This window comes from Prosthecobacter sp., from assembly GCF_044227185.1.
In the GTDB taxonomy this organism is placed as follows: Bacteria; Verrucomicrobiota; Verrucomicrobiia; order Verrucomicrobiales; family Verrucomicrobiaceae; genus Prosthecobacter.
Window position 1 is genome coordinate 39,434 of record NZ_JBGAFO010000020.1, and the last position, 23,737, is coordinate 63,170.

The window sequence follows — 23,737 nt, forward strand, 5'->3', positions numbered from 1 at the left end:
CCCCTTTCGCCATCAGCGAGGATTCTTTCCTGCGCATGCCCCGCCACGAAGCGAAACAAAGGAACACAGCACCACCCGGCCCATGGCTAAGCAAATCCTTCATCGCAGACTGAAATGAAGGTGGGGGTGCCGGCACGCGCATGCTGCACGCATGCACCAACCACGGCCCCATAGGAAAAGAATTTGGGTTCGGGCAAAATGTCCGCATTCAACAAATTCGCGGCGCTTTCCTGCCGTCACCGCATACACATCATGAATACATCATCCATACCACGCATGCTCTCCGCCCGCGGTCTGCGGGTTCTCGCCGTCAGGAAGCGCCGCCGTCGCGCCGTCGCTCTCATCACCGTGCTCGGCGTGCTGGCGCTCTCTCTGGTGCTGCTCACGGCTCTGCTCAGCGCCACACGTATTGATTACAACACCACTGTCGCTCAGGTGGACGGCGCTAAAGCACGGCTGCATGCCGACTCCGTGATCAACCTTGCCATCAGCCAGATCCAGCGCGGCACCCATCAGGACACAGACACCTCCGGTGTGGAAATCTGGGCCTCCCAGCCCGGCATGATCCGCCAGTACAAGCAGGACGGCACCCTGCTCCGCGGGCTCAAGCTCTATTCAGACAGCACCATGATCGCCAAGACCGAGGCCGAGATCGCCGCGGACACACCGCCGGCTGACTGGGACAAAAAGCCCGACCAATACACGGACCTCAATGCTCCCGTGGTCCGCGCGAACTCCACGGACCCCACCGCCCCGCCGCGCCTCTTCTTTCCCATCATTGATCCCAGGGCCTACTCGCAGACGGCCAGCCGCTCCGTGGAAGGCTTCACCTACTCCACCTATGCCAATGGCATCTCCGGCCAGGCTCTGGATGGCGTGGTGGCTCCCTCCAGCGGCGGGAATGAGGACAAGCAGCGCCTCCCCATGCCCGTGGAGTGGCTCTACATGCTGAAGGACGGCACCCTCGGCTACCTCGACAACACCGGAAAATTCATGGGCCCGAAAGGCGAGCAGGCCACCCAGGACAATCCCATGATCTCACGTGTCGCGTTCTGGACCGATGATGAGTCCACCAAGATCAACATCAACACCGCCGGCGAAGGCACCCCGTGGGACACGCCGCGGCTCTTCCATCAGCGTGATGGTGAATGGGCGCAGTATCAGCCGATGATGTACGAATATCAGCGCTATCCCGGCCATCCCGCCACCGTCTGCATGAGCACCGTGCTCTTCCCGGGGCAGAACATGAACCCGCATGTGTCTGAGACCTCCGCCTTCAGCAAGGCGCTCACCTACAAGGAGGCCATCTACGATCTCATGCCCAAAATCCTCCCAGGCGGCTCCAAGGCGGGCTCCGTGCTCGTGCCGGTAAACCAAACCTTTTCCCCCACAAACTTTCAGGCCGTTCAGGCGGCGCTGGCGGAGCGCCTCTTTCCCAGCGTGGATGAGTTTCTGCTGCGCTCCACCCTGCAGAAGGACGGCCAGCGCAGCGAGATCAATCTGGGCGTGAACCAGATCTGGTCAGGGCTGCAAAACTACGAGGTCCTCGAGCGCCTCCGTGCCTTTCTGACCACACAAAGCCGCGCTTCCGAGGCCAACCCCTTCGGCCTTCCCAAAATCAGCATGTGGCCCGTGAACCGCACAAACTCCACGCGCTACCGCACCGCCTATGACAACACCATCGTGAACTGCTCCCAGATCGCGGGAAAAGATTACTTCTTTACCCGGCAGGACAGCACCAGCGAGACCGAGCTCTCCAGCATCACGCGCAACAAGCAGCTCTTTGACTACCTCATGACGCTCACGGACCAGCCCATCCCGGGCTTCGGCGCGGCCAATGCCTCCTTCTACACCAAATATGGTGACAACCGCCAGCAGATCCTGGTGGAGCTGTTTGACTACATCCGCTGCACCAACTTGTATGACGACACCATCGCCGAGCGCAATGTGGGCCTGACCCCCTCCATCACCGGCCTCCCGGACGCGCGCACCACGGCCACCTCCGCCGGCATGGCGGCGGGCACTTTCACTCCCATGCGCAATGCCACGGGCAGCAGTTTCCCCGGCCACGGCCAGGTCACCCCCACCGTGCTCCCGAAGGGCAAGGATCAAGTGTACCGTGGCATGGGCCGCTTCCTCACCATCAGCGAGGCAGGGCTGCAGTTCATCGCCTGCGCCCAGGGGTACTCCGGCCCCAAAGGTCCCGTGCCAGGCGGTGTGAACGCCCTCAAGCTCAAGGCCAGCGGCCCCGCTCCCAATGGCTACGTGCCCCCCACCTGGAAGGGAAATGGCAGCGCCACCGTGCTGGACTGGGACAGCTCGAACTACTGGTATTCAAACTTCCCCCCACTCAGCGCGGCCAATCAGGACCCGAAGAAAGGCTTCTACAAAAACAAGTACCCTCTCACCCACCAGCTCGAAGGCATCAATGGCGACCAGCCCAACTACCCTGGCTACAATCCGCTGAACTGGAACTGGACCCTGGATGTGGACACTCCGCTCGATCCGGGCGTGAAGCGCGTGCAGGCCACCTTCCTCCTGGAGTGGTTCTCGCCCTCGGCAGGCTGGACCTTGATCAATCCTGACATCTGCATCGAGGTGGACGCCAGCGCGCTCACTGTGGGCGGCAAAAAAATGTTTCCCGTCAATGGCGGGAAGACGCTCATCCGCCCCTTCAAGCACATGAGCAGCGCCAATGGCGTGTATCAGCGCGGCGGCACCACTTCCTACCGCGCATTCTTGCAGGAGCGCAAGCTCCCCGCCGTGGCCAAAGGTGTGAACGGCTACACCTCCGGCAGCATCCTTTATCCCGACACCAACATCCCCTCCAGCAACAGCCAGTCTCCCTACAGCGGCGGGGTCAACTACACCTACTACTCCAGCCGCTCTGGGGCGCTGCAGAACTGCAACCAGTACAACCTCGTCAGTGACTTCATCGACATTCCCGGCGGTGATGCCGGCACCATTCCCTTCGGCGGCGGCAACGTGGTCGTGAAAATCCTCAGCAATGAGAGCACGCCCAAGCTCCTGCAGACCTTCAACTTCACCTTCCCGGCCGCCCACTTTCCCTCCCCGCTGCTCGTGCTGAAGAGCGAGGACACCCGCTGGTCGCAAAACGCCGACGGCACCTGGCACATCTACGAGCCCGTGCCGGCTCCTTACTGGTGGGCCTTCCATTCAGACGGCGCTCTCGGCCGTGACCACTCCGGCAAGATCACCAAGGTGGCCGCGGTGCCTTCCACCCGCATGGGCGGCAGGTTCCGCTACATCGGCAACGAGATCGGCAGCTATGCCTCGAACTTTCACAATCGCGGCAACCTCTCCGTCAACGAGGACACCGTGCAGTCCCTCGTCCTGCGCCACGGCGACCCCCGCCTGACCATGGGGCAGTATGTCGTGCCTGCCACGGAGTTTCAGCAGCACCGCCTCTACGGCATTCAGCGCCTCGCTCACAACATCGTCCTCCTCAACTGGAGCGAGGGGCCCGGCCTTGACACCGGAGATGACAAGAAGGGCTGGCGTCTCGTCAAGGACGCGAACTACAACTACTCCTTCCTCCCCGACCATCCCTACACCGCGGCCACTGGCGCGGGCCTCCAGAAGTATGGAGACTTTGACCGCGGCATCGCCAATCAGACCGACGGCGCCTACATCAACAAGCCGGACGAAGGAAACACCTACAGCGTCAACTCCACCACCGGCCAGCAGCTCGTCCCCTATTTCTCAAATTCCTGGGTCACCTGGATGGGCGGCTCCACCTACTTCTCCCCGAACCGTCAGGTGGCATCTCCTGGTATGTTCGGCTCCCTCCCCACCGGCGTGCAGGACTCCGGCGGCTCCGGCGGCCAGCGGCGCGAGCCCTGGCGCACGCTGCTCTTCCGCCCCCAGACCTGGAGCGCCAAGCAGGGCCAGCAGTTCCACATCGGCGCGCCGAAAATGCTCAAAGGCTACGGCAAGAGCGGCCTGGCCATCCAGGGCATGGACCCTCCGGACTATCTCTTCATGGACTTCTTCTGGATGCCCGTGGTCGAGCCCTACGTCATCAGCCAGCCGGGCTCCACGGCCGGCAAGATCAACATGAACTACCAGATGGCTCCCTTCCGCCACATCCGCCGTGCCACCGGTCTGGCGGCTGTCATGAAAAGCGAGATCCTCACCGCCGTGGCCACCAAGGACGCCCCCGACTACCTCCGCCACCCCCCCGGCGCACCGTCAAACCAGGGCGAGTCCTGGTTCTGGAAGGATGACACCAGCGCGCAGGGCGGCAAATACTGGCATCGTCAGATCGACACCGAAGCCACTCTGAAGCTCTTCGACGAGCGCTTCAGCTCCGGCTTCGCCTTCATCTCCCCGGCGCAGATCTGCGAGATGTACCTCCTGCCTAAGCAGGCAAACAGCTCAGACACCCTCGTGCCCGCCAGCTGGCCCACCACCATCAGCTCCATGCTCAAGACCGGCGCCAACAGCATCCTCACCTTCTGGGAAAATCATGCGCTCACCGCAGACAATCTCAAGGAGCGCCCCTACACCAACATGTATCCGCGCCTCACCACCCGCTCCAACACCTTCCAGGTGCACATGCGCATCCAGACGCTGCGGAAAAAGCGCTCCACGGACCCCTCCAGGTTTGTGACCGGCGTGGACAGCACGGGCTCCGAGTATCGTGGCTCCGCCGTCATCGAGCGCTACCTCGACTTCAATGACCCGGCCTTGGACACCTCCAAGAACCTTGACTACGCCACGGGAAATCCCCTGTCCAAAACTTCGCTGGATGCCCTGCACCGCTTCCGCGTCCTTTCCCAAAAGCGCTTCAATCCCTGAACCACGCACCCTCCTTTCCGTCATGAAAACTTCAGCCGCCACCCTGCGCCTGCCTCGTCACCCGGGCGCCTTCTCCCTCGTGGAGGTGACCATTGCCGTCGCCATCGCCGCACTGGGTTTCATCACCCTCCTCGGCCTTCTGCCCCAGGGCATCACCATGGCGCGTAATTCCGCCGAGATGTCCGTCGGCTCCAAGATCATTCAGAAGCTCAGCGGAGACATGCAGTCCATGTCCTGGGACCGCATCACCTGGACCGGCTACGGCCCGCTGCGCTATTTCACCAATGAAGGACGGGAGATGACCAAGGCAGACACCTCGCCGGAAGACTTGGCCGCTTCGCTGGCCTTTGTGGCCTCGGTGTATGTGCCGCAGAAGGCGCTGGATGTGGTGCTGCCCGCCGGCGCCGGCGGCGCCACCACGCCGGAGACCTACATGCGCCGCATCCAGGTCTGCGTGGCCACCTCCTCTGATCCCTCTTTCAATTTTAACGCCGCCTCCCCCCTGCGCATCACCTCGGCCTACGCCTACATCGCCAAAATGGGCAACTGACCGAAAACCATCCCACCCCCCACACCCATGACATCTCCGCATCACAGACATCGCCGGCAGGGGTTCACCTTGATTGAGGTGGGCCTCTCCATGGCCATCCTCTCCATCATCCTGCTGGTCTCCGTGCAGGTGCTCAATCAGACCCAGCGCGCCTGGAAGCGCGGCGTCACCCGCGTGGAGCAGTTCCGCGAGGCGCGCACCGCCTTTGAAAGCATCACCGAGAATCTCCGGCAGGCCATTCTCAACACCTACCAGGCCTACCAGTACAACAGCGGCTCCACCCCCACCATTCCCACCTCCAAGACCCAGGTGCCCTCCAAGTACATCCGTCAGTCGGAGCTGCAGTTTGTCACGGGGCAGGCCTCTGCCCTCCTCCCCGGCGCGCAGGCCACCTCCCTCGTGACTCACGCCATTTTCTTCCAGGCTCGGCTCGGCCTGAGTGACCGCACCGGCTATGAGGCGCTCAGCCGTCTGCTCTGCGGCCGCGGTTATTTCCTCATGTACAGCGGCAATGACGCCTTCCGTCCCAAGCACGTCACCACTCAGAGCTCCCGCTTCCGCCTCTGGGAGTACCGTCCCACCGCGGAGGAAAACACCATCTACGCCGTGAAGCCCGGCCAGTGGTTCCTCAAGGCGCCCGCCAATGTCATCACCGCCAGTGAAACCGCCACCACCCCGGCGGACACCCGGCCCATCGCCGAAAACATCATCGCCCTCATCATTTCCCCCCAGGTCACCACGGATGACGCCGCGCTGAAAAACACCACCCCTTACTGGATCGCCCCGAAGTACGCCTTCGACTCCACCGAGCTCATCTACACCAGCAATGACAATCCGCAGGGCACCCAGCACATGCTGCCGCCTCGCGTGGTGGTCACCATGGTCGCCATCGATGAGGCCTCCGCGCGCAAGCTCGCGGAAAAATATCCGGAAACCATGCCCCAGCTCGTCCCCACCGGCGCTTTCACCCTCTGTGAAAACCGTCAGAAGGACCTCAAGGCGCTGGCGGACAAGCTTCGCGCCGAACAGCTCAACTACCAGGTTTTCTCCACCACCATCAGCATGCGCAACTCCAAATGGGGCCTCCTCCGATGAACACACCACTGCCACTCCTCCCTTCCTCCGTTGATCCATCTCCTCATCGTCACCGCCCCCCGGCGGCGCGGGCCTTCAGCCTGGTGGAGACGGTCATTGTCGTCGCCCTGGTCTCCATGTTGTTTGCGCTCGCCGCGCCCTACACCATCTCGGCCATCCAGGCCGCCAGCCTCTCCTCCGCCGGGGACACGCTCATGCAGAAAATCTCCCTGGCGCAGCAGAAGGCCACGTCTGAAAACCGCCCCGTCGGCCTGGACTTCTTTTATTACAACAAAGATGAGATCAAGGGCTGCCATGCCATCCAGCTCATCTCCTACGATCCCGCCACCAATATCGCCACGCCGCTGGAGCCGGCGGTGTACTGGAGCGAGGGCAGGGCCGTCCTGGTGGAGGGCGTTCTTTCTCCCATGTTCACCACCAATGTTTCGGCGATCAACACCGGCCCCGCCACCGCCGACCCCTTCAAGAAGCTCGGCGCCACCTTCTACCGCGTCGTCTTCTATCCAAACGGCTCCACCAGCCTGAAGGTCCCCCTGCGCACCGCCTACCTCACGCTCGTTGCCACCAAAAACTACAAGCAGGACATGGACAAGCCGCCGCCCAATTACTACACGGTGCAGATCGATCCCGTGACCGGCCGCGGCCACTCCTACCGCCCGTGAATATGAATGGAGCTGTTTAAATGAACAGTTGATCGGTGGGGGCTGTCAGGGAAGATGTCGGCGCACGGCTGTTCAGCCCTGCCGCCCAGCCCCTTCCATGTCTCCCTCCAGTAAAAAATCAGGCCGCGGCTCCGCCAGCAATCCGAAGAACCGCTTTGACGCCCTCGAGTACATCGCGGAGCCGGAGGACGGCGCTGAGGAGGCGCCCCACCCACGCACCCAGTTCATCCGCGACGACTCGCAGTCGCTCATCACCTACAACAAAAGTCCGGATGTCGGCTTTGATGCCAGCTTCAATGTGTACCGCGGCTGCGAGCATGGCTGCGCTTACTGCTTCGCCCGTCCCAGCCATGAATATCTGGGAATGTCGGCCGGCCTCGACTTCGAAACCAGGATCCTGGTGAAGGAGCGCGCCCCCGAGCTGCTGCGCCAGGAGCTCTCGAAGAAATCATGGAAGCCGCAGGTCCTAGCCATGAGCGGCGTCACGGACTGCTACCAGCCGGTGGAGCGCATCCGCCAGCTCACCCGCCGCTGCCTCGCCGTGCTCGCCGAATTTCGCAATCCCGTCGTCATCATCACCAAGAATCATCTCGTCACACGCGACATCGATCTGCTGGCCGAACTCGCCCGCTTCAACGCCGTCTCCGTGACTCTCTCCGTCACCACGCTGGATGGAGAACTGGCAAAGAAGCTCGAGCCGCGCGCCTCCAGTCCCACGCGAAGACTGGCGGCCATCCGCGAGCTGAGCGCTGCGGGCATTCCCGTGCGCGTATTGATGGCGCCCGTCATTCCCGGTCTGACCGATCACGAAATGCCCGCCCTGTTGCAGGCCTGTGCCAAGGCGGGCGCGCAGGACGCCGGCTGTGTGCCTCTGCGCCTGCCATGGGCGGTGGCCCCGCTGTTTGAAGACTGGCTGCAGCGCCACGCTCCCGGCGCCAAAGAAAAAGTCCTCGGCAGGATCCGCGAGATGCGCGGCGGCAAGCTCTACGATTCCCGCTGGGGCGTCCGCATGACCGGCGAGGGCTTCTACGCTGAGCAAATCCAGGCCCTCTTCAAAGTCGCCCACCTGCGGGCCGGTTTCCCCGGCAAAGGTCCTCCTCTCTCCACAGCCTCCTTCCGCAGATCCAGCGATCAGCTCGAACTCTTCACCTGACCCAGGCTCTCTTGAAGGCTGTGTAATAGATTGCCAGCCTCGTCCTGAAGGCCAACGCCCTTCCGTAATACAGCCCAGGGTTGCCAAGAGTTATACCACGAACACTTGAAAACAGGTCTGTATTTCAAATATGGCATGGAACCTTTCTCAAACAGGCGGACAGCGCGGCGCTCTGGCCGTAGGTTGGGTGTGTTTGGCGTCGAAAGCGTTTCATGCTCCACCGCCACTCTCCGCCAAACCGCCCGACTTCGAGGACATCCGCGTGCCCCAGCCCTGACAGCACGCTAACAGAAGGACACGCGGTTCTCGCCACCACGGTCCTAAAACACCCTGCCACAGACTCGTTTTCAACTGCCGATGGTATCAGCGAGTGCGCCCCTGGGTTCTGGCTCCCCACCGCGTCCTCCCGCAGATCCAGCGACCAGCCCGAGCTCTCCACCTGAGCCAGACCCTGTTGAGGGCTGTGTAATAGACTGCCTGCCGTCGTCTTGAAGGCCAACGGCCTTCCGTAATACAGCCCAGGGGTGCCGAGCGCTAGCGAGTGCTCCCCTGGGTCTGGCAGCCAATCCGGAAAGCGAACCCATCACCTTCTTCACACTCCCCGTCTTCCAGAAGCGTCTCCCGGCCATTTCGCCGCAGACTGCTGGCACCTCCGCAGCGCCCCACGCCCCGGACTCCAGCTCCAGCCCGCGCAAGCACTTCACCCGCGCCATTCTATTTACGCAAGCCTCAACAGCCGTGTGTGAAAACCACCTCAAAGCTGCGAAGCCGCGACCAAAGTAGCCATCTCGCTCCGCGAGATGAGCCCAGCGCTCCCACCCCGCCCCAGTCGCCCCGCACTCCCCAAACTCTCCGAAACGGCGACAGCCCTCACTCCCCCCTCGCGCCCCGCGCCGCGCCGTAACCAAAGCTTTCAAACACCGCCTACTACTCCTCCAGAATCTTCCGCAAAATATTAAAAGCCGCCACCTGCCTGCCTTTCTCCAGATCCTGCATGGCCCGCTTCACCTGCCGTTTCAGCCCAGCAACCTCCGCCGTGTCTCTCTCCTTCGGTTTTTCTTCCTCTTTCACCTTTTCCTTCTTCGGCTTCTCTTTCCTCGGTTTCTCTTTTTTGGGCTCCACCTTCTTGGGCTCCTCTTCCTTCGGCTCCGTCACCTCCTCTTCCTCCGCAGGCTCAAACAGCGCAATCGCCTGTTTCTCGGCGGCAGCCGGTCTCTTGTGGCCCCGCTGCGGCTTCGCATGCGCGGTGGTTTTTCGGGCCGCCACCGGTTTGTGCGTGTGCGCACGCTTTCGCGGTGCGCCTTCTTCATCCCCCAGCATCTCATACTTGATGCCCACCACCGCTCTGCCGGAATACGCCTTCAGCGACTTGGGAAACAGCAGGTACTGCCGGTGAATGCCCGGATGAAACCCCGTCTCTCCCCAGTCGCTTTTTGTCCCCACCGTGGCCTCCATCAGCGTCAGCACCCGCTGCTCCTTCACCGCCGCCTGCAGCTCACCATCCTTCTTCGGATCCGTCAGGATCAGATGCGTCTCCGGCCGCCCGCACTTCGCCACCAGTTGGGAAAAACGTACCGTCTTCATGGCTGCATGAGAAACCAATCGCACCAGTCACCCCCGAAGGTTCTGTAGAACTACACCTCGCTGATGATGCCATTGCTCGCGCCAAACGTCGGCGCCTCGATGCCCATGTGGTGCAACATGCGCACATACAGATTGGAAAGCAGCGTGTTGTTCTTCGTGTCGTAGGCCAGGTGGCCCTGGTGTTTGAAGGCGCCGCCGGCCAGGAGCACGGGCAGGTTGTTGTTGTCGTGAGAGGAGGAGTTGCCCAGGTTGCTGGTGTAGAGCACAGCCGTGTGATCCAGCAGCGACTGCCCGCCTTCCTGGCTCTGCTTCATCTTCTCCAAAAACTCCCCAAAAACCTTGATCTCCGCCTCTTCAATGAGAGCGAGCTGCTCCAGCTTCGCCGGGTCCTGGCCGTGGTGGGAGGCATCATGATGCCCCAGGTTCACGCCCGTAATCTCCGGCCGCTCCTGCGTGCCGATCCACAGCGAGACCACGCGTGTGGAGTCCGTCTGCAGCGCCAGATGGACGATGTCATACCACAAACGAGAACGCTCCACGAGCTGCGGGCCGCTGGGCTCCGCGGTGGGCGTGGCAAAGTCCACATGCGGCTTCGGCGTGGTGCTCCAGTGCTCATCCTGTTGCAGCGTCTGCTCCGCCTCGCGCACGGAGGAAAGAAACAGGTCCAGCCGGTCGCGGTCCGTGCTGCTCACGCGCCGGTTCAGCGCTTTGATTTGAGAGCCCACGTCATCCAGGATGCTCTGCCCGTCCTTCACCCGCTGCAGCTCCCGCGCCTCCTCCTCCGGCGTACCGGCAATGAAAAGCCTTTTAAACACAGCCGTGGCGCGCTGCTCGGAGGGGATGCGCACGCCGCGCCGGTTCCACGCCACATCGCCCCCGCCCAGGATCAGTGAGGAAAAGCGCGTCTGATTTCCCAGATGCGCCGCCACTTCCTGATCCAGCGAGATGCCGTTTTTGATGTCCTTGTCGCGGATGCGCTCCGGTGCCACCCCGGTGAAGATGCCCACCTCCGCAAAGTGCCCCGCCGCATAGCGGTGAGACATGCCGGAGAAAACCGTGAAGCGGTCCCGGTGCGCCTGCAGCCCCTTCAGGTAGCGGCTCGGCGCATAGTCCTTGCCCGCCTGCTCAGGAAAGAAATTCGGCCCATACATCCCCAGCGGCTGCCCCACCAGCACCATGCGTGGCGCAGCCTTCAGCGCCTTCTTCGCTTCAGTGGCCGAGGCGGGAATCATCGCCTCCAGAAACGGCAGACCAATGGCAATGCCGGAGGAGCGCAGGAAGGTGCGGCGGTCGAGTCGTGAGGCAGGCATGGCGGGTGAAGTTGCGGTTACTTCTTCAAGAAGACGCGGCTTTGTTCGATTTTATGCACCGGTGCAGTCATATCATCAGGTCGGAAATCATTTGCCCTGTTTGAGCTGGGAGAATCGCATCGCCATCTTTTTGAGGTCAGCAAGAGCTTTCCGGGACGGCTCCGGCAAGTACGCGTTGATGGTATAATGACCGACATCCTGTTCATATTTTTCAAACATGAGAATATTAGAGTCTTCCCCGAGGGGCTTATTGCCGAAAGCATCATCCCATTTCAAGGGGCCAAGGGCCTGTGTCATGAGCAACACGGCATTTTGAATGTCCTTTTCCTCGGTAAGCTTGATGCGGAGCAAGGTCGACTGCATGGGGAGATAAGACATCACCTCAATCATCACTGATTTTTCCGATTTTTCTTCGAACAGCGTGCATGCATAGTTTGGTCCCCAGCCACCCACCGCCGCGACACGAGTGATCTTCACAGCCTTTGGGTGCTGCTTTCTCAGCTCGTTGAATGAGGATAACATCAGGGCCTCATAAAATTCAGGCCTCGATTCTCGGATATGCTCCCATGAGAGTACATCCACATCGGCTGCCATCGACTTCCCCTGAGGAAGCAAAGCCATCCCAACGATGATGCACTGAATGAGTCCTTTTCTATTCATGTTCCATGTGGCTGCTGAGATCACTTGTTCAAAAACACGCGGCTCTGCACAATCTCATGCACCAGCGTCCGCAGACCATAATTCTTTTCGCGCAGCCGCGCCACAATCTCCTCCACCACCTCGCGGTCGGCAAACTGGAGGTCCGCTCCGGTGGCATAGATGATCAGCTTCTGCGTCAGGCTCCTGGCGAGCTGCTCCTTGTCCTCCAGCAGCAGCTTCTTGTAGTCGGAGATGTCTTTGAAAGCCTTCCCCTCCGGCGTGGTGCCGCCCTGCTCCACATCCGCCCCGCGATAGATGCCGCGCCCGCTCGTGGGAAACAGCGGCATCGGGTAGGCCCGCGTGCGCTCCGTGCCACGGTAAAACTCGCGGTAGTTGCCGATGGGATCAAAATTCTCCAGCGCAAAACCAGGCGGGTCGATGTGATTGTGGCAGATCGCGCAGGCCTGTGTGTTTCGATGTTTGTCCAACTGCTGGCGGATCGTGGTCGCACCACGGATGTCTGGCTCAATGGCCGGCACGTCCGGCGGCGGCGGCGCGGGCGGCTTGCCCAGAATACGGTTCAGCACCCACGTGCCGCGCAGCACCGGAGAGGTGCGCGTGCCATCCGCCGTCACCTTCAGCACACTGCCCTGCGTCATCACGCCACCGCGATGCGACTCCACCGGCAGCTTCACTTTGCGGAACTCATTCCCCTGCACGCCAGGAATGCCATACAGCGCGGCGAGACGTTCATTGAGCATGGACCAGTCGGAGTCGATGAAGTTCAGCAGGGACAGATCATTCCGCAGCACCTCATCAAAGAAGAGCTGCGTCTCGCGTGGCATGGCATCCAGCAGCAGCGAATCAAAGTCCGCATAAAGCTGCGGGTCCGGAATCGTGAAGTCGATCTTCCGCAGGTCCAGCCACTGGCCGGTGAAGTTCACGGTGAAGCGCTCCGCCCGCGGGTGCTTCAGCAGCCGCTCCACCTGCGCACGCAGCACCTGCGGTTGGTGCAGCGTTTTCTTCGCCGCCAGCGCGGTCAGCTCCGCATCCGGCGCGGAGGACCACAGGAAGTACGAGAGCCGCTCCGCCAGAGAAAAATCATCCAGCCGTGTGGAGACGAGCTCTCCCTGCTCATTCGCCTGCGCACTCTCCGCATCCATCAGAAACAGAAAATCCGGCGAGGAGAGCGCCAGCTTAAATCCATACATCATCGCATCGTGAAAACTGTACTTCTGCTCCAGCCGCTCCTTCACTTTCCCAACATAATGCTGCTGCACCGCCTCGCTCACCGGCCGGCGAAACGCACGCGGCAGAAAGGCGCGCAGAATGCGCTCCGCATCCGCCTGCGGATTCGCGGAGGCGGGCACCAGCGGGTCCGCGTTCCACTGGTATTCATTGCGCTTCTCATTGATGACGGGCACGCGCGCACCGGTCATCTCCGCCTTCACCACGGAGCGCGCCTTCAGCGGCACGTCTCCATACAGCGCGGTGTACGCCGGCGGTGGAAAGGCATCCAGCGGGCCGTCGATCTGCATCCACTCCACCTTCAGGCCGGGGCCGGTGTATTCCTCGATGGGCTTTTTGAAAATGCGGATGTCCCAGGTGGTGAGCAGGTTCAGCACAAAGGCCTGGTTCGCCCCCAGCTCCACCTCGTACTCGATCACCTTCGGCGCGCCATGCGGGATCTCGCGCACCTCCCGCAGCACCGGGCCCTCGCGCCCGCTCTGATTCACCACCATGAAGCCCGCCGGAACGGGTTTCTCCTCCGCGCCCACCGCGCAGGCGGACATCGTCACCTTGTAGCGCCCGGCAAACTTCACCGGCGAAGTCGCGCACAGTCCATAACGCGGCAGCTTGCTGTAAAAGATCAGCGCCCCGTCCTTCAGCACCGCGCTGCGCGTCAGCGTCTGCTGAAAATTCGATCCCTTCTTCACGATCATCTCCGCCGTGCGCCGGTCGCTGAAAGGCTGCGGCGGGCTGATGGGAATCACCGACTGCACGGCGCGTGCCGCCGCCTCCTGGTAGCGCAGGAAATGCGTGGCCGAGAGGTCCAGACCCGTGCTCACATTGTCAAAGCCCGCCGTGGTGCTGTCCTCCGGCAGCAGATCCTTCAGCACCACATTTGTGCCAAAGAGATCGCGCAGCGTGTTTTCAAACTCGGTGCTGTTGAGCCGCCGCACCATCACGCGCCCCTGCTTCTGCTGCTGCTCCAGAGACGCGGCATGCAGGCGCGCGTGGAGGAAATCCGTGGCATCACTCAGCAGCGCCTGCGGCGGGCGCTCGCGCTTCTTGGGGGGCATCTCCCCGGAGCGCAGTTTATCAAACACCTGCGCCCATTTCTTCGCCGCCGTGGCATCGTGCAGATCCGTGGAGAGTGTGTCCAGCCGCAGCCCGCCCTTCTGCGCGTCCTCCCCATGGCAGTCCGTGCAGTGCTGCTCCAGCAAGGGCCTGACCTTGGCGGTGAAATCCGGCGCCGCGCCTGCATGGCTCAGCACGAGGGCGAAGAAGGCGAAGGTCAAAATGAAGCGGAGAGACGGCATGATCTGGCGGGAGGTGAACGAAGGGAGCGTGGGAGTTTTTGCTCATCCAGGCACCTGGAAAAAAGCCGCCGCAGCCCTCCCCAGGCCCAAAGTGAATGGAGAGACGGAGCGAAGACATGCGCTCCCAGCTCCCTCAGGGAATCTGGAGCTCCGCCAGGTAGATGGCGGTGATCGTCCTGCCGGCCTCGTCCTTCTCATGACTGGAGTAGTAGGACACCAGCGCACGTTTTTCAGACAGCGCGACGAAGCCCGGATAGGAGTTGTCGCCGCCGCTGGGGAGTTCGGCAAACTCCTGCAGCGCATCTCCCACCAGCCAGCAGAGGGAGGTCTTGGGCCCTCTGTCTTTGGTTGTATTGCGTCCGCCGACGAGGGTGTGCTCCCCCCATTTCACCACGAGCGGGCCGCCCACCTGCCTGTCCAGGCTGCGGCGGCTCCACTCCGTGAAGGGCGGCCTGGAGCGGATGATGAGGGCGTTCTTGCGGCCGCCATGGCGCCCGATGGCGAGCAGGCTGCCGTCCTTCTCAAACAGAAACGCCGTTTCATCTCCGGCAGACTCGGCAAAGTAGCCGCGCTTTTTCCAGATGAGCCCGTCATCGCTTTCCAGCATGAGGGACTGCACCTTGTCTCCTTCGCCCTTGGGGCCGATGTCGTAGCCGGGCTTGCGCCGGCCGCAGAGGTAGGCCTTTTCCCCGGAGGCCGCGGCGCGCCAGATGTAGAGGCCGAAGGTGCCCTCCAGCAGCTCGGGCTCGCTCCACTTCGTGCCGTCATCGCTCCAGGTGGCAAAGCCGAGCATCTTGTTCATGTCGTAGTCCTTGGGCTCGATGGTGCCGGGGCCGCTCCACCAGGTGCCGGTGTAAACAAAGAGCCGGTCCCTGAAGACGAGGAAGTGCGGATCACGCGTGTCGCGGTCCTTGATGGAAAAACGGTGCACCTGCGTCCACGTGGCGCCGTCATCCGCGCTGCGCATGACGATGGCCGAGGCGGTGTTGAAGACCATGTGGCCGTCCGGGCAGCTCCGGAAGCAGAGGTAAAGCTGGCCGCGAAAGCGGATGAGATCCGTGAAGGCATTGTGCTCGCCATTGTGGAAGATGCGGCGCACGCTGCTGACGGTGACCTGCGGCGGTGTGTCCGCGGCGTAAAGCGCTGCCAGCAGCAGAAAGGCGAGAGTGGTGATAAGGCGCATGAGATGGAAGCAAGGGCTGCTCAGTCAGGCAATGATCCCGCGCACCACATCCCCATACACATCCGTGAGGCGGAAATCCCGTCCGGCGTAGCGGTAGGTGAGCTGCTCGTGATCAAGGCCGAGCTGATGGAGAATGGTGGCGTGCAGATCGTGCACGTGGACTTTGTTTTCCTCGGCGTTCATGCCGAGCTCATCCGAGGTGCCGTAGGCCAGGCCGCCCTTGATGCCGCCGCCCGCCAGCAGCGTGCTGAAGGCCGTGTGGTGGTGGTCGCGCCCGCGCCGCATCGGGTCCACCTGCTTGTTTTTGTCCATCGTCTCCTGCGAGTACGGCGTGCGGCCAAACTCACCCGTCCACACCACCAGCGTGTCGTCCAGCAGCCCGCGCTGTTTGAGATCGCTGATGAGCGCGGCGGAGGCGCGGTCGCTGTCGGCGCAGAGCTTGGGGTGGTTCTTGTAGTGGTCGCTGTGCGTGTCCCAGGGCTGGTTGCTGCTGCTCGTGTAGTACACGCTGATGTAGCGCACGCCGGACTCCGCCAGCCGCCGCGCCAGCAGGCAGGAGCGGCCAAACGGCGTGTCGCCATACATCTCCCGCATCTTCGCCGGCTCGCGGCTGATGTCGAAGGCCTCGCTCGCCGCGCTCTGCATGCGGTAGGCCGTTTCCATCGCTTTGATCTGCCCTTCCAGCGCATGGTCATTCTCACGCTTCGCGGCGTGCAGGTGGTTGAGCTTTTGGATCAAATCGATCTGCCGCCGCTGCTGCGCCGGTGCCAGCGCGGAGTTCCGCACGTTCGCCACCAGCTTGTCCACGCTCATGTCAGAAGTGATGACTCCCGTCGCCTGGTACTCCGCGGGCAGGAAGGAGTTGCTCCACAGCGCGGGGCCCACCACGATGTTCGGCGTGGGCCGCAGCACCACAAAGCCGGGCAGGTTTTCATTTTCACTCCCCAGCCCGTACAGCACCCAGGACCCCAGCGAAGGGCGGATCGGCTGGATGTTCCCCGTGTTCATCATCAGCAGCGCCGGCTCATGATTCGGCACATTCGTGTGCATGGAGCGGATCACGCAGCAGTCATCGATGATGCTCCCCAGCGCCGGCAGGCTCTCGCTCACCTCGATCCCGCTCTGTCCGCACCGGTGAAACTGCAGCGGCGAGGACATAAAGCCGCTGGTTTTCGGTGCGCGGTAGAGTTTTCCAGAAGGCTGCTGGCCCTCGTATTTCTTCAGCGCCGGTTTCGGATCAAACGTGTCGATGTGCGAGGGCGCACCGTTCATGAAAAGAAAAATCACCCGCTTCGCGCGCGGCGTCACCTGCTGCTTCACCGCAGCTTTTGCCTGAGAGCCCATCATGCCCGCGAGGCCTATCGCACCAAAGCCTGCCGAGAGGCGGTGCAGCGCTTCGCGCCTTGTCATCTGCATCGGATGAGATTCAGTCCACATAAAGCATTTCGTTGGTGGCCAGCAGCGCCTGCGCCAGTTGCTCCCACGGGCTGAGTCCGGCCTCCGCAGGCTGCTGCAAAAACTCCCGCGCCAGCGCCAGCTCCTCCGGCTCCGGTTCGCGCGCAAACAGCAGCGCGTAGGCCTGGCGTACTCGGCCCGCATCATCACCGCCGCTCTCCTGCAGCCGCTGCGCCAGCCTCTTCGCCTGTTCAATAATGAAGGGGCTGTTCATCACAAACAGCTTCTGCGTCGGCGTCGTGCTGCTGCTGCGCCGCGCCGCATGCACGTTTGCATCCGGGTAGTCAAACAGCATCAGCGTCTTGTTCAGCTCCCGGCGGCTCACCTGGGAATAAATCGTGCGCTTGTGGTGCGCGGCATCATCGAGGTTCTTCGAGACGCCGCCCTCCCGGCTCAGCGTGCCCGCCGCGCTCATCAGCGCATCCCGCCATGCCTCAATCCCCAGCGTCCGCCGGTTCATGCGCCACAGGTGCTCGTTCGCTTCATCCAGTTGCGCATTCGCCGCGCTGCCGCTGCTGCTCTGGCGGTACGTGGCGGACATCACCATCTCCCTCATCAGCCGTTTCACAGACCAGCCGTTCTGCATGAAGCGCAGCGCCAGGTCATCCAGCAGCTCCGGGTGCGTGGGCTTCTCCCCCGTCGCGCCAAAGTTGCTCGTCGTCCGCACCAGCGGCCTGCCAAACACCACGTCCCACAGGCGATTCACCATCACCCGCGCCGTCAGCGCGTTGCTGGGGTCGGCGATCTTCCGCGCCAGCTCCGCGCGTCCGCTGCCCTTCTCAAACTTCACCGGCTCATCCTTGCTCAGCACCTGCAGCCAGCCGCGTGGCACCGTCGCCCCGGGCGTCTCCACATCGCCGCGCTCATACACCGGCAGGTCATGCGCATTCGCATCCCGCACGATGTGCAGCGTGCCGGGGTCCATTTTGTCCGCCAGCGTCTTGCCGTCTTCGTCCTTGCCATCCGGCCGCAGGTTCACCATCTGCACCGAGGCAAACACCCCCGCCATCGCGTAATAGTCACGCGCCGTGATCGGGTCAAACTTGTGGTCATGGCAGCGCGCGCACGCTACCGTCAGGCCGAGAAACGTCTGCGACACCGTGTCCACCTGTTCGGACCATTCCTCCGCCTGCACATCCAGCCGGTTGCGCGCATACAGCTTGTGCCCCAGCCCCAGAAATCCCAGCGCCGCCAGGTCCGCCTTGTTCTGCGGCTCCATCAGATCCGCCGCCAGTTGCTTCTGCACAAAGGCATCATACGGCAGGTCCGCATTGAAGGCGGCGATCACCCAGTCGCGATAGCGCCACGCATTCGGATAAGCGAAGGACGAATTGTTCCCCACCTGGTGCGCCTGATCTTCCGCATACCGCGCCAGGTTCAGCCACATCGCCGCCATGCGCTCGCCAAAGGCCCGCCGGCTCAGCAGCCCGTCCACCAGCCGTGCGTAGGCATCCGCGCGCCTGTCATTCACAAACGCCTGCACCTCCTCCGGCGTCGGCGGCAGCCCGGTCAGATCAAAAGTCACCCGGCGGATCAGCGTGCGCGCATCCGCCTCGCGTGAAGGCGTCAGCTCCGCCGCCTCCAGGCTCGCCAGGATGAAATGATCCACCCGCTCCCGCGGCCACGCCGCATCCTTCACCTTCGGCAGCACCTGCGGCTTCGGCGGCACAAAGGACCAGTGCTGCCGCGCCTTCGCCCAGTCAATCGCCACGGGCTGTCCGGCCCGCGCGGTGGCGCAGAGCAGCAGCAGGCTGGCGGTGATTTTGAGGGGGACGTTTGGCACCCGGAGATTACGTTCGCAGACGGCGCGTTTTGCGCTGGAAGCAGTTTTTGTGGCTGGGCCCGCACCAGCCCAAAGCCCCTGCCGATGCTTTCTTGCCTCCCCCCTGGGCTTCTATTCCTTTCCGCCATGCTCCCGCAGGAGAGAAATGACCTCTTGCAGCCGCTTGATCTCGTCGCTGTCGCTGTTTGGGTCGTTGAGTTTCGCCCTTAACAGATCCTGCGCTTCGCCTAGCGGCGTTCTCTGCGCCGCATTCTTCGCATTCACATCCGCCTTGCTGTCCAGAAGAAAAGCCGCCGCTTGCCGGCTCCCGCACCTCGCAGCCAGGTGCAGGGGCTTGAAGTCCTTCCCGCCGTTCACATCTCCTCCCGCGTTGGCCAGCAGCTTCAGGATGGGCACGTTGTTGTCACGTGCGGCGTAGCACAGTGCCGTCATTCCCTCCGAGGATTGGGCGTTCACATCAGCCTTGTATCGCAGCAGCAGTTCGACGGCCTTGCTGAGGTCGCCGGCCGCCGCGGCCATCAGGGGAGTGAAACCAGCAAGGAGGCCTTCCGACCTCGCCTTGTTCGGGTCCGCACCAGCATCCAGGAGAATCCGGGCCACCTCCAGCCGCGCTGCGGATTTTTCTTCGTCCAGCGGTCCTGCTCTGCCTTTGAGCGTACGGGCGCCGAGCACCGCCACCATCAGCACGGACTGCCCCCGGAACGAGTCGTGAGCATTGGGGTTGGCACCTTTGAGCAGCAGCGCCTGGCAGGCCTCGCTGTCTGCCTCCGGCGCGGATACCAGCGCAATCAACGCCGCGGTCGGATCATCCGTTTTGCCAGCCTGCGCCTCTCGTTTCACCAGTCCGGCAGGGACTTGGCTGAAAGCGGCGCCCAGGCCCATGAGGCAAATGGCAGTCCAGGCGGCCTGCTTCAAAGAGGGTGAGCGTGTGATCATGATTTTGCATCCGCACAAGAAATGCAGACGGCTTCGCATTGGATGCCACGGGTCTGCACACTTTGTCGAGCCGAAAACCGCTTCGCGCCCCCGCACAAAAAAAGGCGTGAGCCCTTGCGGACTCACGCCTTTGATGAGGCGGGGGTTTGATGCGGTCAGATCACGCGGCCTCCAGCGTGTGGATGGCGCTGCGGGTGCGGAAGGTCTGCCGCAGCTTTTTCAGTCCCAGTTCCATCCGCGTCTTCACCGTGCCCAGCGGCGTGTGCGTCGCCTCGGCCACTTCGCGCTGGCTCATGCCTTGCAGGAAGGCCAGCTCGATCACCTGCTTCTGCGCGTCCGGCAGCAGCGTCAGGTGCTCTCCCAGCACCCGGCTCAGGTCCGCCTGCTCGCACTCCGCGGCGGAGTCCATGGTGAAGGTCTCTGTCTGCTGGATCGCCTCCTCCATGCGGTCCTTCGCACGGCAGTAGGACATCGAGCGGCGCAGGTGGTCGATCGCGCGGCGCTTGCCCAGCGTCATCAGCCAGGCCAGCGGCCGGCCCTTCAGCGGGGAGTAGTGGTCCGCGTGGCGCCACACTTCCAGGAAGCACTCCTGCACCACGTCCTCCGCACCGGCGTCATCATTGACGGTGCGCAGGATGGCGCTTTTCAGCAGGCGGCGGTAGCGCTGCATCAGTGTTTCCAGCGCCGCGGCATCCTGCTGCTGGATGGCGGCCATGAGGTCTTCGTCCGGCGGCTGCTGGCTGTCCGGATTGTGGATGATGGAGGTGTGGGACTCGGAGGATGAGGTGGTGTGGGTTTTCATAATGGGACTGTCATACAAAAGCAGTCCGCCATGCACAACCCGACCCCGCCCTGTCCGGCTGCTCAGGAAATGCCTGAGGCAAAATCTGAGCCATCAGGCGCTTCTATCAGTGCGTCACAAACACCATTCTCTGCTGAAAAGACGCCTCTGTCAGCACCCGCAAAGCCTCCGTCTTGAAGGTCCGAACGCGTTGAATGCCATAAAGTGGTATGAACGTCCATGGGCCGGCTCCAAAGTCCCCCGCCGCAAATCCCCTCTCCCCGTCGAGCGTGTGTTGGGTCTCAGCATCCTCCGGGGAGAGGCCGGGTGAGGGGCCGGAGCACTCCTCATCGCAGGGTGCATTTCGCAGGCAGGCTGGCTGGAATGGCTCCCCGTCGCCACAAAGCCCAACGCGGAGTCTGGTGCGAAACCACGATCAACCATCTTATGCCACCTGTTCTGGCACCTCAAAAATCAAAAATTGATGGCTCATCATTCGTCAATCAAGCACGCCCCACGCTCTCGAAAGCACATCCATCCGCGCAAAACGGAAAACCGCCGCACATCCGGGTTCTGTCCTTTCCCCACGGCCCATCCTGCGACACGCCCCTCCAGCCTCGTTTTCAACTGCCGATGGTCTTATCAAAACGCCCCACCGCGAACCTCCTCTCCCCGTCGAGCGCGTGTTGGGTCTCACCATCCTCCGGGGAGAGGCCGGGTGAGGGGCCGAGGGAGCCATCCGCACCTCTCCCCAAACCACCCTTGAAGCAACGGTTCTTCGACATGGAAAAGAGAAACGCATGACACCTCCGATTGAGTTCCAATCCAGAGCGCCCCACCGCGAACCTCCTCTCCCCGTCGAGCGCGTGTTGGGTCTCACCATCCTCCGGGGAGAGGCCGGGTGAGGGGCCGGAGCACTTCTCTTCATAAGATGCACTTCGCAGGCAGGAATGACACCCAGTTAAAGGCATGCCTCATGAGATTCCGCATCTCCCATCGCATCGCATCGCATTTTGAACCGCGGAATCTCCCTTTGCCGCTATCCCTCTCAATCTCATTTCAGCCCTGAAGGGGCTGCGGAGCATAGCTTCGCAGACAGGCTGGCAGGCTGGAATGACACCCAGTTAAAGGCATGCCTCATGAGATTCCGCATCTCCCATCGCATCGCATTTTGAACCGCGGAATCTCCCTTTGCCGCTATCCCTCTCAATCTCATTTCAGCCCCGAAAGGGCTGCGGAGCATAGCCCAGGGTCAGCCGAGCCTGAGCGAGGCGACCCTGGGTCCCCGCAAGCAGATCGAAAAGCAAACCCAGCGCTTCGCCGCAGTCTTCCGGGCACCAGCAGCGTCCGCAAAACCCTCCGCCGCACGCTTGCCGGCAGGAGCACCGGAAACCACGATCAACCATCTTATGCCATGTGTTCCGGCACATCAGCAATCAAAAATCGATGGCTCATCAGCGTGTTCTCCGAAGCTCGTAGAGCGAAGGATGAATCGTCAATCGAGCACGCCCCACCTCCCGAAAGCACATCCATCCGCGCAAAACGGAAAACCGCCGGACATCCGGGTTCTGTCGATATTTTCCCAGACCGCGCGCCATTGCAGCACAGCATGCACACACCACCTCACACCGCGCCTCTCTCTCTCTCTCGCTCACCTCTTCAGGTTCACCTGAAAAAACCGCGACACTTCCGCGAACTGCGTGTTATCCAGACGAAACCAGTGCCGCTTTCCCGGCACCACGATGAACTGCGTCTCCACGCCCACATCCGTCAGCGCCAGAAACAGCCGCTCGCTCTGCTCCAGCGGCACCACGCCGTCAAACTCACCGTGAATGATCAGGAACGGCGGCAGTGCCCGGCTGATGTAGTTGAGCGGGCTCGCATTCACCGCCACATCCAGCTTTTGATCCGCGGGCCCGCCCAGAAATTTGTCCACCAGGCTCAGCCTCCCCGGTTTCGAATAGAGCTGCGCCAGCTCCACCATGTCCGTCGGCGCATACAGCGCGCACACCGCGCGGATGCGTGACTTTCCCTCCGCCGCGGCCAGCATCGCCGCGAGCTGCCCGCCGGAGGATTCACCGCTGGCTCCCATGCGCGTGCTGTCGATGCCGTAGCGCGCCCCGTTGTCCCGCAGCCACTGCGCCGCGGCGCGGCAGTCTTCCAGTTGCGCGGGATACACCGCGGTGTGGCTCATGCGGTACTGCACGGAGGCCACCGCGATGCCCGCGGTCGTCAGATCCCGCACATTCACATGGTAGCCCTTGCTGCCAAAGCTCCAGCCCCCGCCAAAGAACCACAGCACCACCGGCGCGGGCTTGCTCTGCCTCGGCACATAAATGTCCATGCGCAGCTTGTGCCCCCCCGGCGCCGCGAATACCACATCCCGGTATATTTTCTCTCCCGGCCTCTCCGGCCCGTAGGTGGCGCACCCGGCCGCCAGCAGCGCCGCGCACACACAGCACCACCGGCCCAGCCGCCTCATGGCTTCTCCGGTGGCGGAAATCAGCGGGAAGGCAGGCGCGCGCGAGGTCATGGTTTGACCAGATAACGCAGCGCGGGAATGCGAACAGCGTCTTTTTTTCGTTTTCTAAAAAGCATCCGGCGGCAGCCTGACTCCTGCGCCAGACCCGCCCCAAAAAACACCGCCGGAGCATCCGCCGCGCCCATCGCTTTCGTTCTCATGGCATGAACGAAAGCCATCATCCAGCATGGCGCTGCATTCCATCCGGCTACCTTCTGCCACCCGCGCAGGAGGTCGTCTGGGGCTGGGGCGGGGACGCCGTGCGCCAGGTCCTCTATCACGATGAGTATCCCTTCACCGGCGGCCACTGGACGGATCTCACCGGCCGCCGTGTGGACACCATCTCCCACTGGATGCCGCTGGCGGAAAATCCCGACCAGCCTCCCCGCCCGCCGGACGTCTGGTCCTCCCGCCATGACGGCCTCTCAGATCCGCCGCAGGATGCCGCGTTTGTGTGGGCCTTCATCGGTGATGACCCGCCCCGCCGCGCCCAGTACATGGACGATCACTGGCTCGATCTCGACGGCCATCCTCTGGACGCCCGCGGCCTGAAGTGGCTCCGCGAGCTCGAGTTCTCCGATCCCGCGCGCCACCCCTGAAAAAAAGAGACGCTGCCGCACGCGCCCCTTCGTGGTTTCTTACGTCCAAACAATGGCCACAGGCGTCATAAGCACTGTTCCCGCCGCTGCGCACTTTTCCCTTGAACCTGAAGGAGCGGCTG

The 23,737-nt window shown here is 62.6% G+C and carries 16 protein-coding genes; 6 read left to right on the plus strand and 10 right to left on the minus strand.

The annotated features are described in order from the left end of the window. Nucleotides 1–252 precede the first annotated feature (252 nt). The 5 genes from vccA to ACILSQ_RS30110 all read left to right on the plus strand — a co-directional run bounded on the left by vccA (nt 253) and on the right by ACILSQ_RS30110 (nt 8,281). Nucleotides 253–4,821: a Verru_Chthon cassette protein A gene (gene vccA / locus ACILSQ_RS30090; protein ID WP_395747409.1), complete on the plus strand. Its 4,569-nt coding sequence runs from the start codon at nt 253–255 to the stop codon at nt 4,819–4,821. A 22-nt stretch (nt 4,822–4,843) separates the two neighbouring features. Continuing rightward, on the plus strand, nt 4,844–5,371 hold the full coding sequence (gene vccB, locus ACILSQ_RS30095; protein ID WP_395747410.1) for a Verru_Chthon cassette protein B: 528 nt from the start codon (nt 4,844–4,846) through the stop codon (nt 5,369–5,371). Between the two features lie 27 nt (nt 5,372–5,398). Beyond that, nucleotides 5,399–6,466, plus strand: a complete 1,068-nt coding sequence (gene vccC / locus ACILSQ_RS30100) for a Verru_Chthon cassette protein C (protein WP_395747411.1) — start codon at nt 5,399–5,401, stop codon at nt 6,464–6,466. After that, complete coding sequence (gene vccD / locus ACILSQ_RS30105; RefSeq protein ID WP_395747412.1) at nt 6,463–7,128, plus strand: Verru_Chthon cassette protein D; 666 nt, start codon at nt 6,463–6,465, stop codon at nt 7,126–7,128. Before vccC ends, vccD begins: the two co-directional genes overlap by 4 nt. Before the next feature lie 97 nt (nt 7,129–7,225). Continuing rightward, nucleotides 7,226–8,281 carry a PA0069 family radical SAM protein gene (locus ACILSQ_RS30110; protein ID WP_395747413.1) on the plus strand — a complete coding sequence of 352 codons (1,056 nt, stop codon included), beginning with the start codon at nt 7,226–7,228 and terminating at the stop codon, nt 8,279–8,281. 927 nt (nt 8,282–9,208) lie between these two features. Here ACILSQ_RS30110 and ACILSQ_RS30115 read toward each other — a convergent pair. From ACILSQ_RS30115 to ACILSQ_RS30160, 10 genes are all read right to left on the minus strand, one after another. After that, nucleotides 9,209–9,865: a hypothetical protein gene (locus tag ACILSQ_RS30115; RefSeq protein ID WP_395747414.1), complete on the minus strand. Its 657-nt coding sequence runs from the start codon at nt 9,863–9,865 to the stop codon at nt 9,209–9,211. A 50-nt stretch (nt 9,866–9,915) separates the two neighbouring features. After that, nucleotides 9,916–11,175, minus strand: coding sequence for a DUF1552 domain-containing protein (locus ACILSQ_RS30120; protein WP_395747415.1), 1,260 nt, complete (start codon nt 11,173–11,175; stop codon nt 9,916–9,918). Nucleotides 11,176–11,262: 87 nt separating this feature from the next. After that, nucleotides 11,263–11,796: a hypothetical protein gene (locus ACILSQ_RS30125; protein WP_395747416.1), complete on the minus strand. Its 534-nt coding sequence runs from the start codon at nt 11,794–11,796 to the stop codon at nt 11,263–11,265. Nucleotides 11,797–11,855: 59 nt separating this feature from the next. Further along, nucleotides 11,856–14,357 carry a DUF1592 domain-containing protein gene (locus ACILSQ_RS30130; protein ID WP_395747417.1) on the minus strand — a complete coding sequence of 834 codons (2,502 nt, stop codon included), beginning with the start codon at nt 14,355–14,357 and terminating at the stop codon, nt 11,856–11,858. A gap of 133 nt (nt 14,358–14,490) precedes the next feature. Further along, nucleotides 14,491–15,540: a sialidase family protein gene (locus ACILSQ_RS30135; RefSeq protein WP_395747418.1), complete on the minus strand. Its 1,050-nt coding sequence runs from the start codon at nt 15,538–15,540 to the stop codon at nt 14,491–14,493. Nucleotides 15,541–15,564: 24 nt separating this feature from the next. After that, nucleotides 15,565–16,977, minus strand: coding sequence for a DUF1501 domain-containing protein (locus ACILSQ_RS30140; protein WP_395747419.1), 1,413 nt, complete (start codon nt 16,975–16,977; stop codon nt 15,565–15,567). Beyond that, nucleotides 16,967–18,778 (minus strand): DUF1549 and DUF1553 domain-containing protein, encoded by a 1,812-nt coding sequence (locus tag ACILSQ_RS30145; protein ID WP_395747420.1) that lies wholly within the window; start codon nt 18,776–18,778, stop codon nt 16,967–16,969. Before ACILSQ_RS30145 ends, ACILSQ_RS30140 begins: the two co-directional genes overlap by 11 nt. Nucleotides 18,779–18,889: 111 nt before the next feature. Next, on the minus strand, nt 18,890–19,714 hold the full coding sequence (locus ACILSQ_RS30150) for an ankyrin repeat domain-containing protein (RefSeq protein WP_395747421.1): 825 nt from the start codon (nt 19,712–19,714) through the stop codon (nt 18,890–18,892). A gap of 160 nt (nt 19,715–19,874) precedes the next feature. Then, nucleotides 19,875–20,516, minus strand: coding sequence for an RNA polymerase sigma factor (locus ACILSQ_RS30155; protein ID WP_395747422.1), 642 nt, complete (start codon nt 20,514–20,516; stop codon nt 19,875–19,877). A gap of 1,630 nt (nt 20,517–22,146) precedes the next feature. Beyond that, a complete protein-coding gene (locus tag ACILSQ_RS30160) occupies nt 22,147–23,028 on the minus strand; it encodes an alpha/beta hydrolase fold domain-containing protein (protein ID WP_395747423.1) in 882 nt (293 codons plus the stop codon). Nucleotides 23,029–23,180: 152 nt separating this feature from the next. Here ACILSQ_RS30160 and ACILSQ_RS30165 point away from each other — a divergent pair, with 152 nt between their 5' ends. After that, nucleotides 23,181–23,615 carry a hypothetical protein gene (locus tag ACILSQ_RS30165; RefSeq protein WP_395747424.1) on the plus strand — a complete coding sequence of 145 codons (435 nt, stop codon included), beginning with the start codon at nt 23,181–23,183 and terminating at the stop codon, nt 23,613–23,615. Nucleotides 23,616–23,737: the final 122 nt, after the last annotated feature.

Bases quoted from the DNA above. Each gene is read 5' to 3' on its own strand.
- vccA (WP_395747409.1), top strand. From the start codon at position 253: ATGAATACATCATCCATACCACGCATGCTCTCCGCCCGCGGTCTGCGG.
- vccB (WP_395747410.1), top strand. From the start codon at position 4,844: ATGAAAACTTCAGCCGCCACCCTGCGCCTGCCTCGTCACCCGGGCGCC.
- vccC (WP_395747411.1), top strand. From the start codon at position 5,399: ATGACATCTCCGCATCACAGACATCGCCGGCAGGGGTTCACCTTGATT.
- vccD (WP_395747412.1), top strand. From the start codon at position 6,463: ATGAACACACCACTGCCACTCCTCCCTTCCTCCGTTGATCCATCTCCT.
- ACILSQ_RS30110 (WP_395747413.1), top strand. From the start codon at position 7,226: ATGTCTCCCTCCAGTAAAAAATCAGGCCGCGGCTCCGCCAGCAATCCG.
- ACILSQ_RS30115 (WP_395747414.1), bottom strand. From the start codon at position 9,865: ATGAAGACGGTACGTTTTTCCCAACTGGTGGCGAAGTGCGGGCGGCCG.
- ACILSQ_RS30120 (WP_395747415.1), bottom strand. From the start codon at position 11,175: ATGCCTGCCTCACGACTCGACCGCCGCACCTTCCTGCGCTCCTCCGGC.
- ACILSQ_RS30125 (WP_395747416.1), bottom strand. From the start codon at position 11,796: ATGGCTTTGCTTCCTCAGGGGAAGTCGATGGCAGCCGATGTGGATGTA.
- ACILSQ_RS30130 (WP_395747417.1), bottom strand. From the start codon at position 14,357: ATGCCGTCTCTCCGCTTCATTTTGACCTTCGCCTTCTTCGCCCTCGTG.
- ACILSQ_RS30135 (WP_395747418.1), bottom strand. From the start codon at position 15,540: ATGCGCCTTATCACCACTCTCGCCTTTCTGCTGCTGGCAGCGCTTTAC.
- ACILSQ_RS30140 (WP_395747419.1), bottom strand. From the start codon at position 16,977: ATGTGGACTGAATCTCATCCGATGCAGATGACAAGGCGCGAAGCGCTG.
- ACILSQ_RS30150 (WP_395747421.1), bottom strand. From the start codon at position 19,714: ATGATCACACGCTCACCCTCTTTGAAGCAGGCCGCCTGGACTGCCATT.
- ACILSQ_RS30155 (WP_395747422.1), bottom strand. From the start codon at position 20,516: ATGAAAACCCACACCACCTCATCCTCCGAGTCCCACACCTCCATCATC.
- ACILSQ_RS30160 (WP_395747423.1), bottom strand. From the start codon at position 23,028: ATGACCTCGCGCGCGCCTGCCTTCCCGCTGATTTCCGCCACCGGAGAA.
- ACILSQ_RS30165 (WP_395747424.1), top strand. From the start codon at position 23,181: ATGAACGAAAGCCATCATCCAGCATGGCGCTGCATTCCATCCGGCTAC.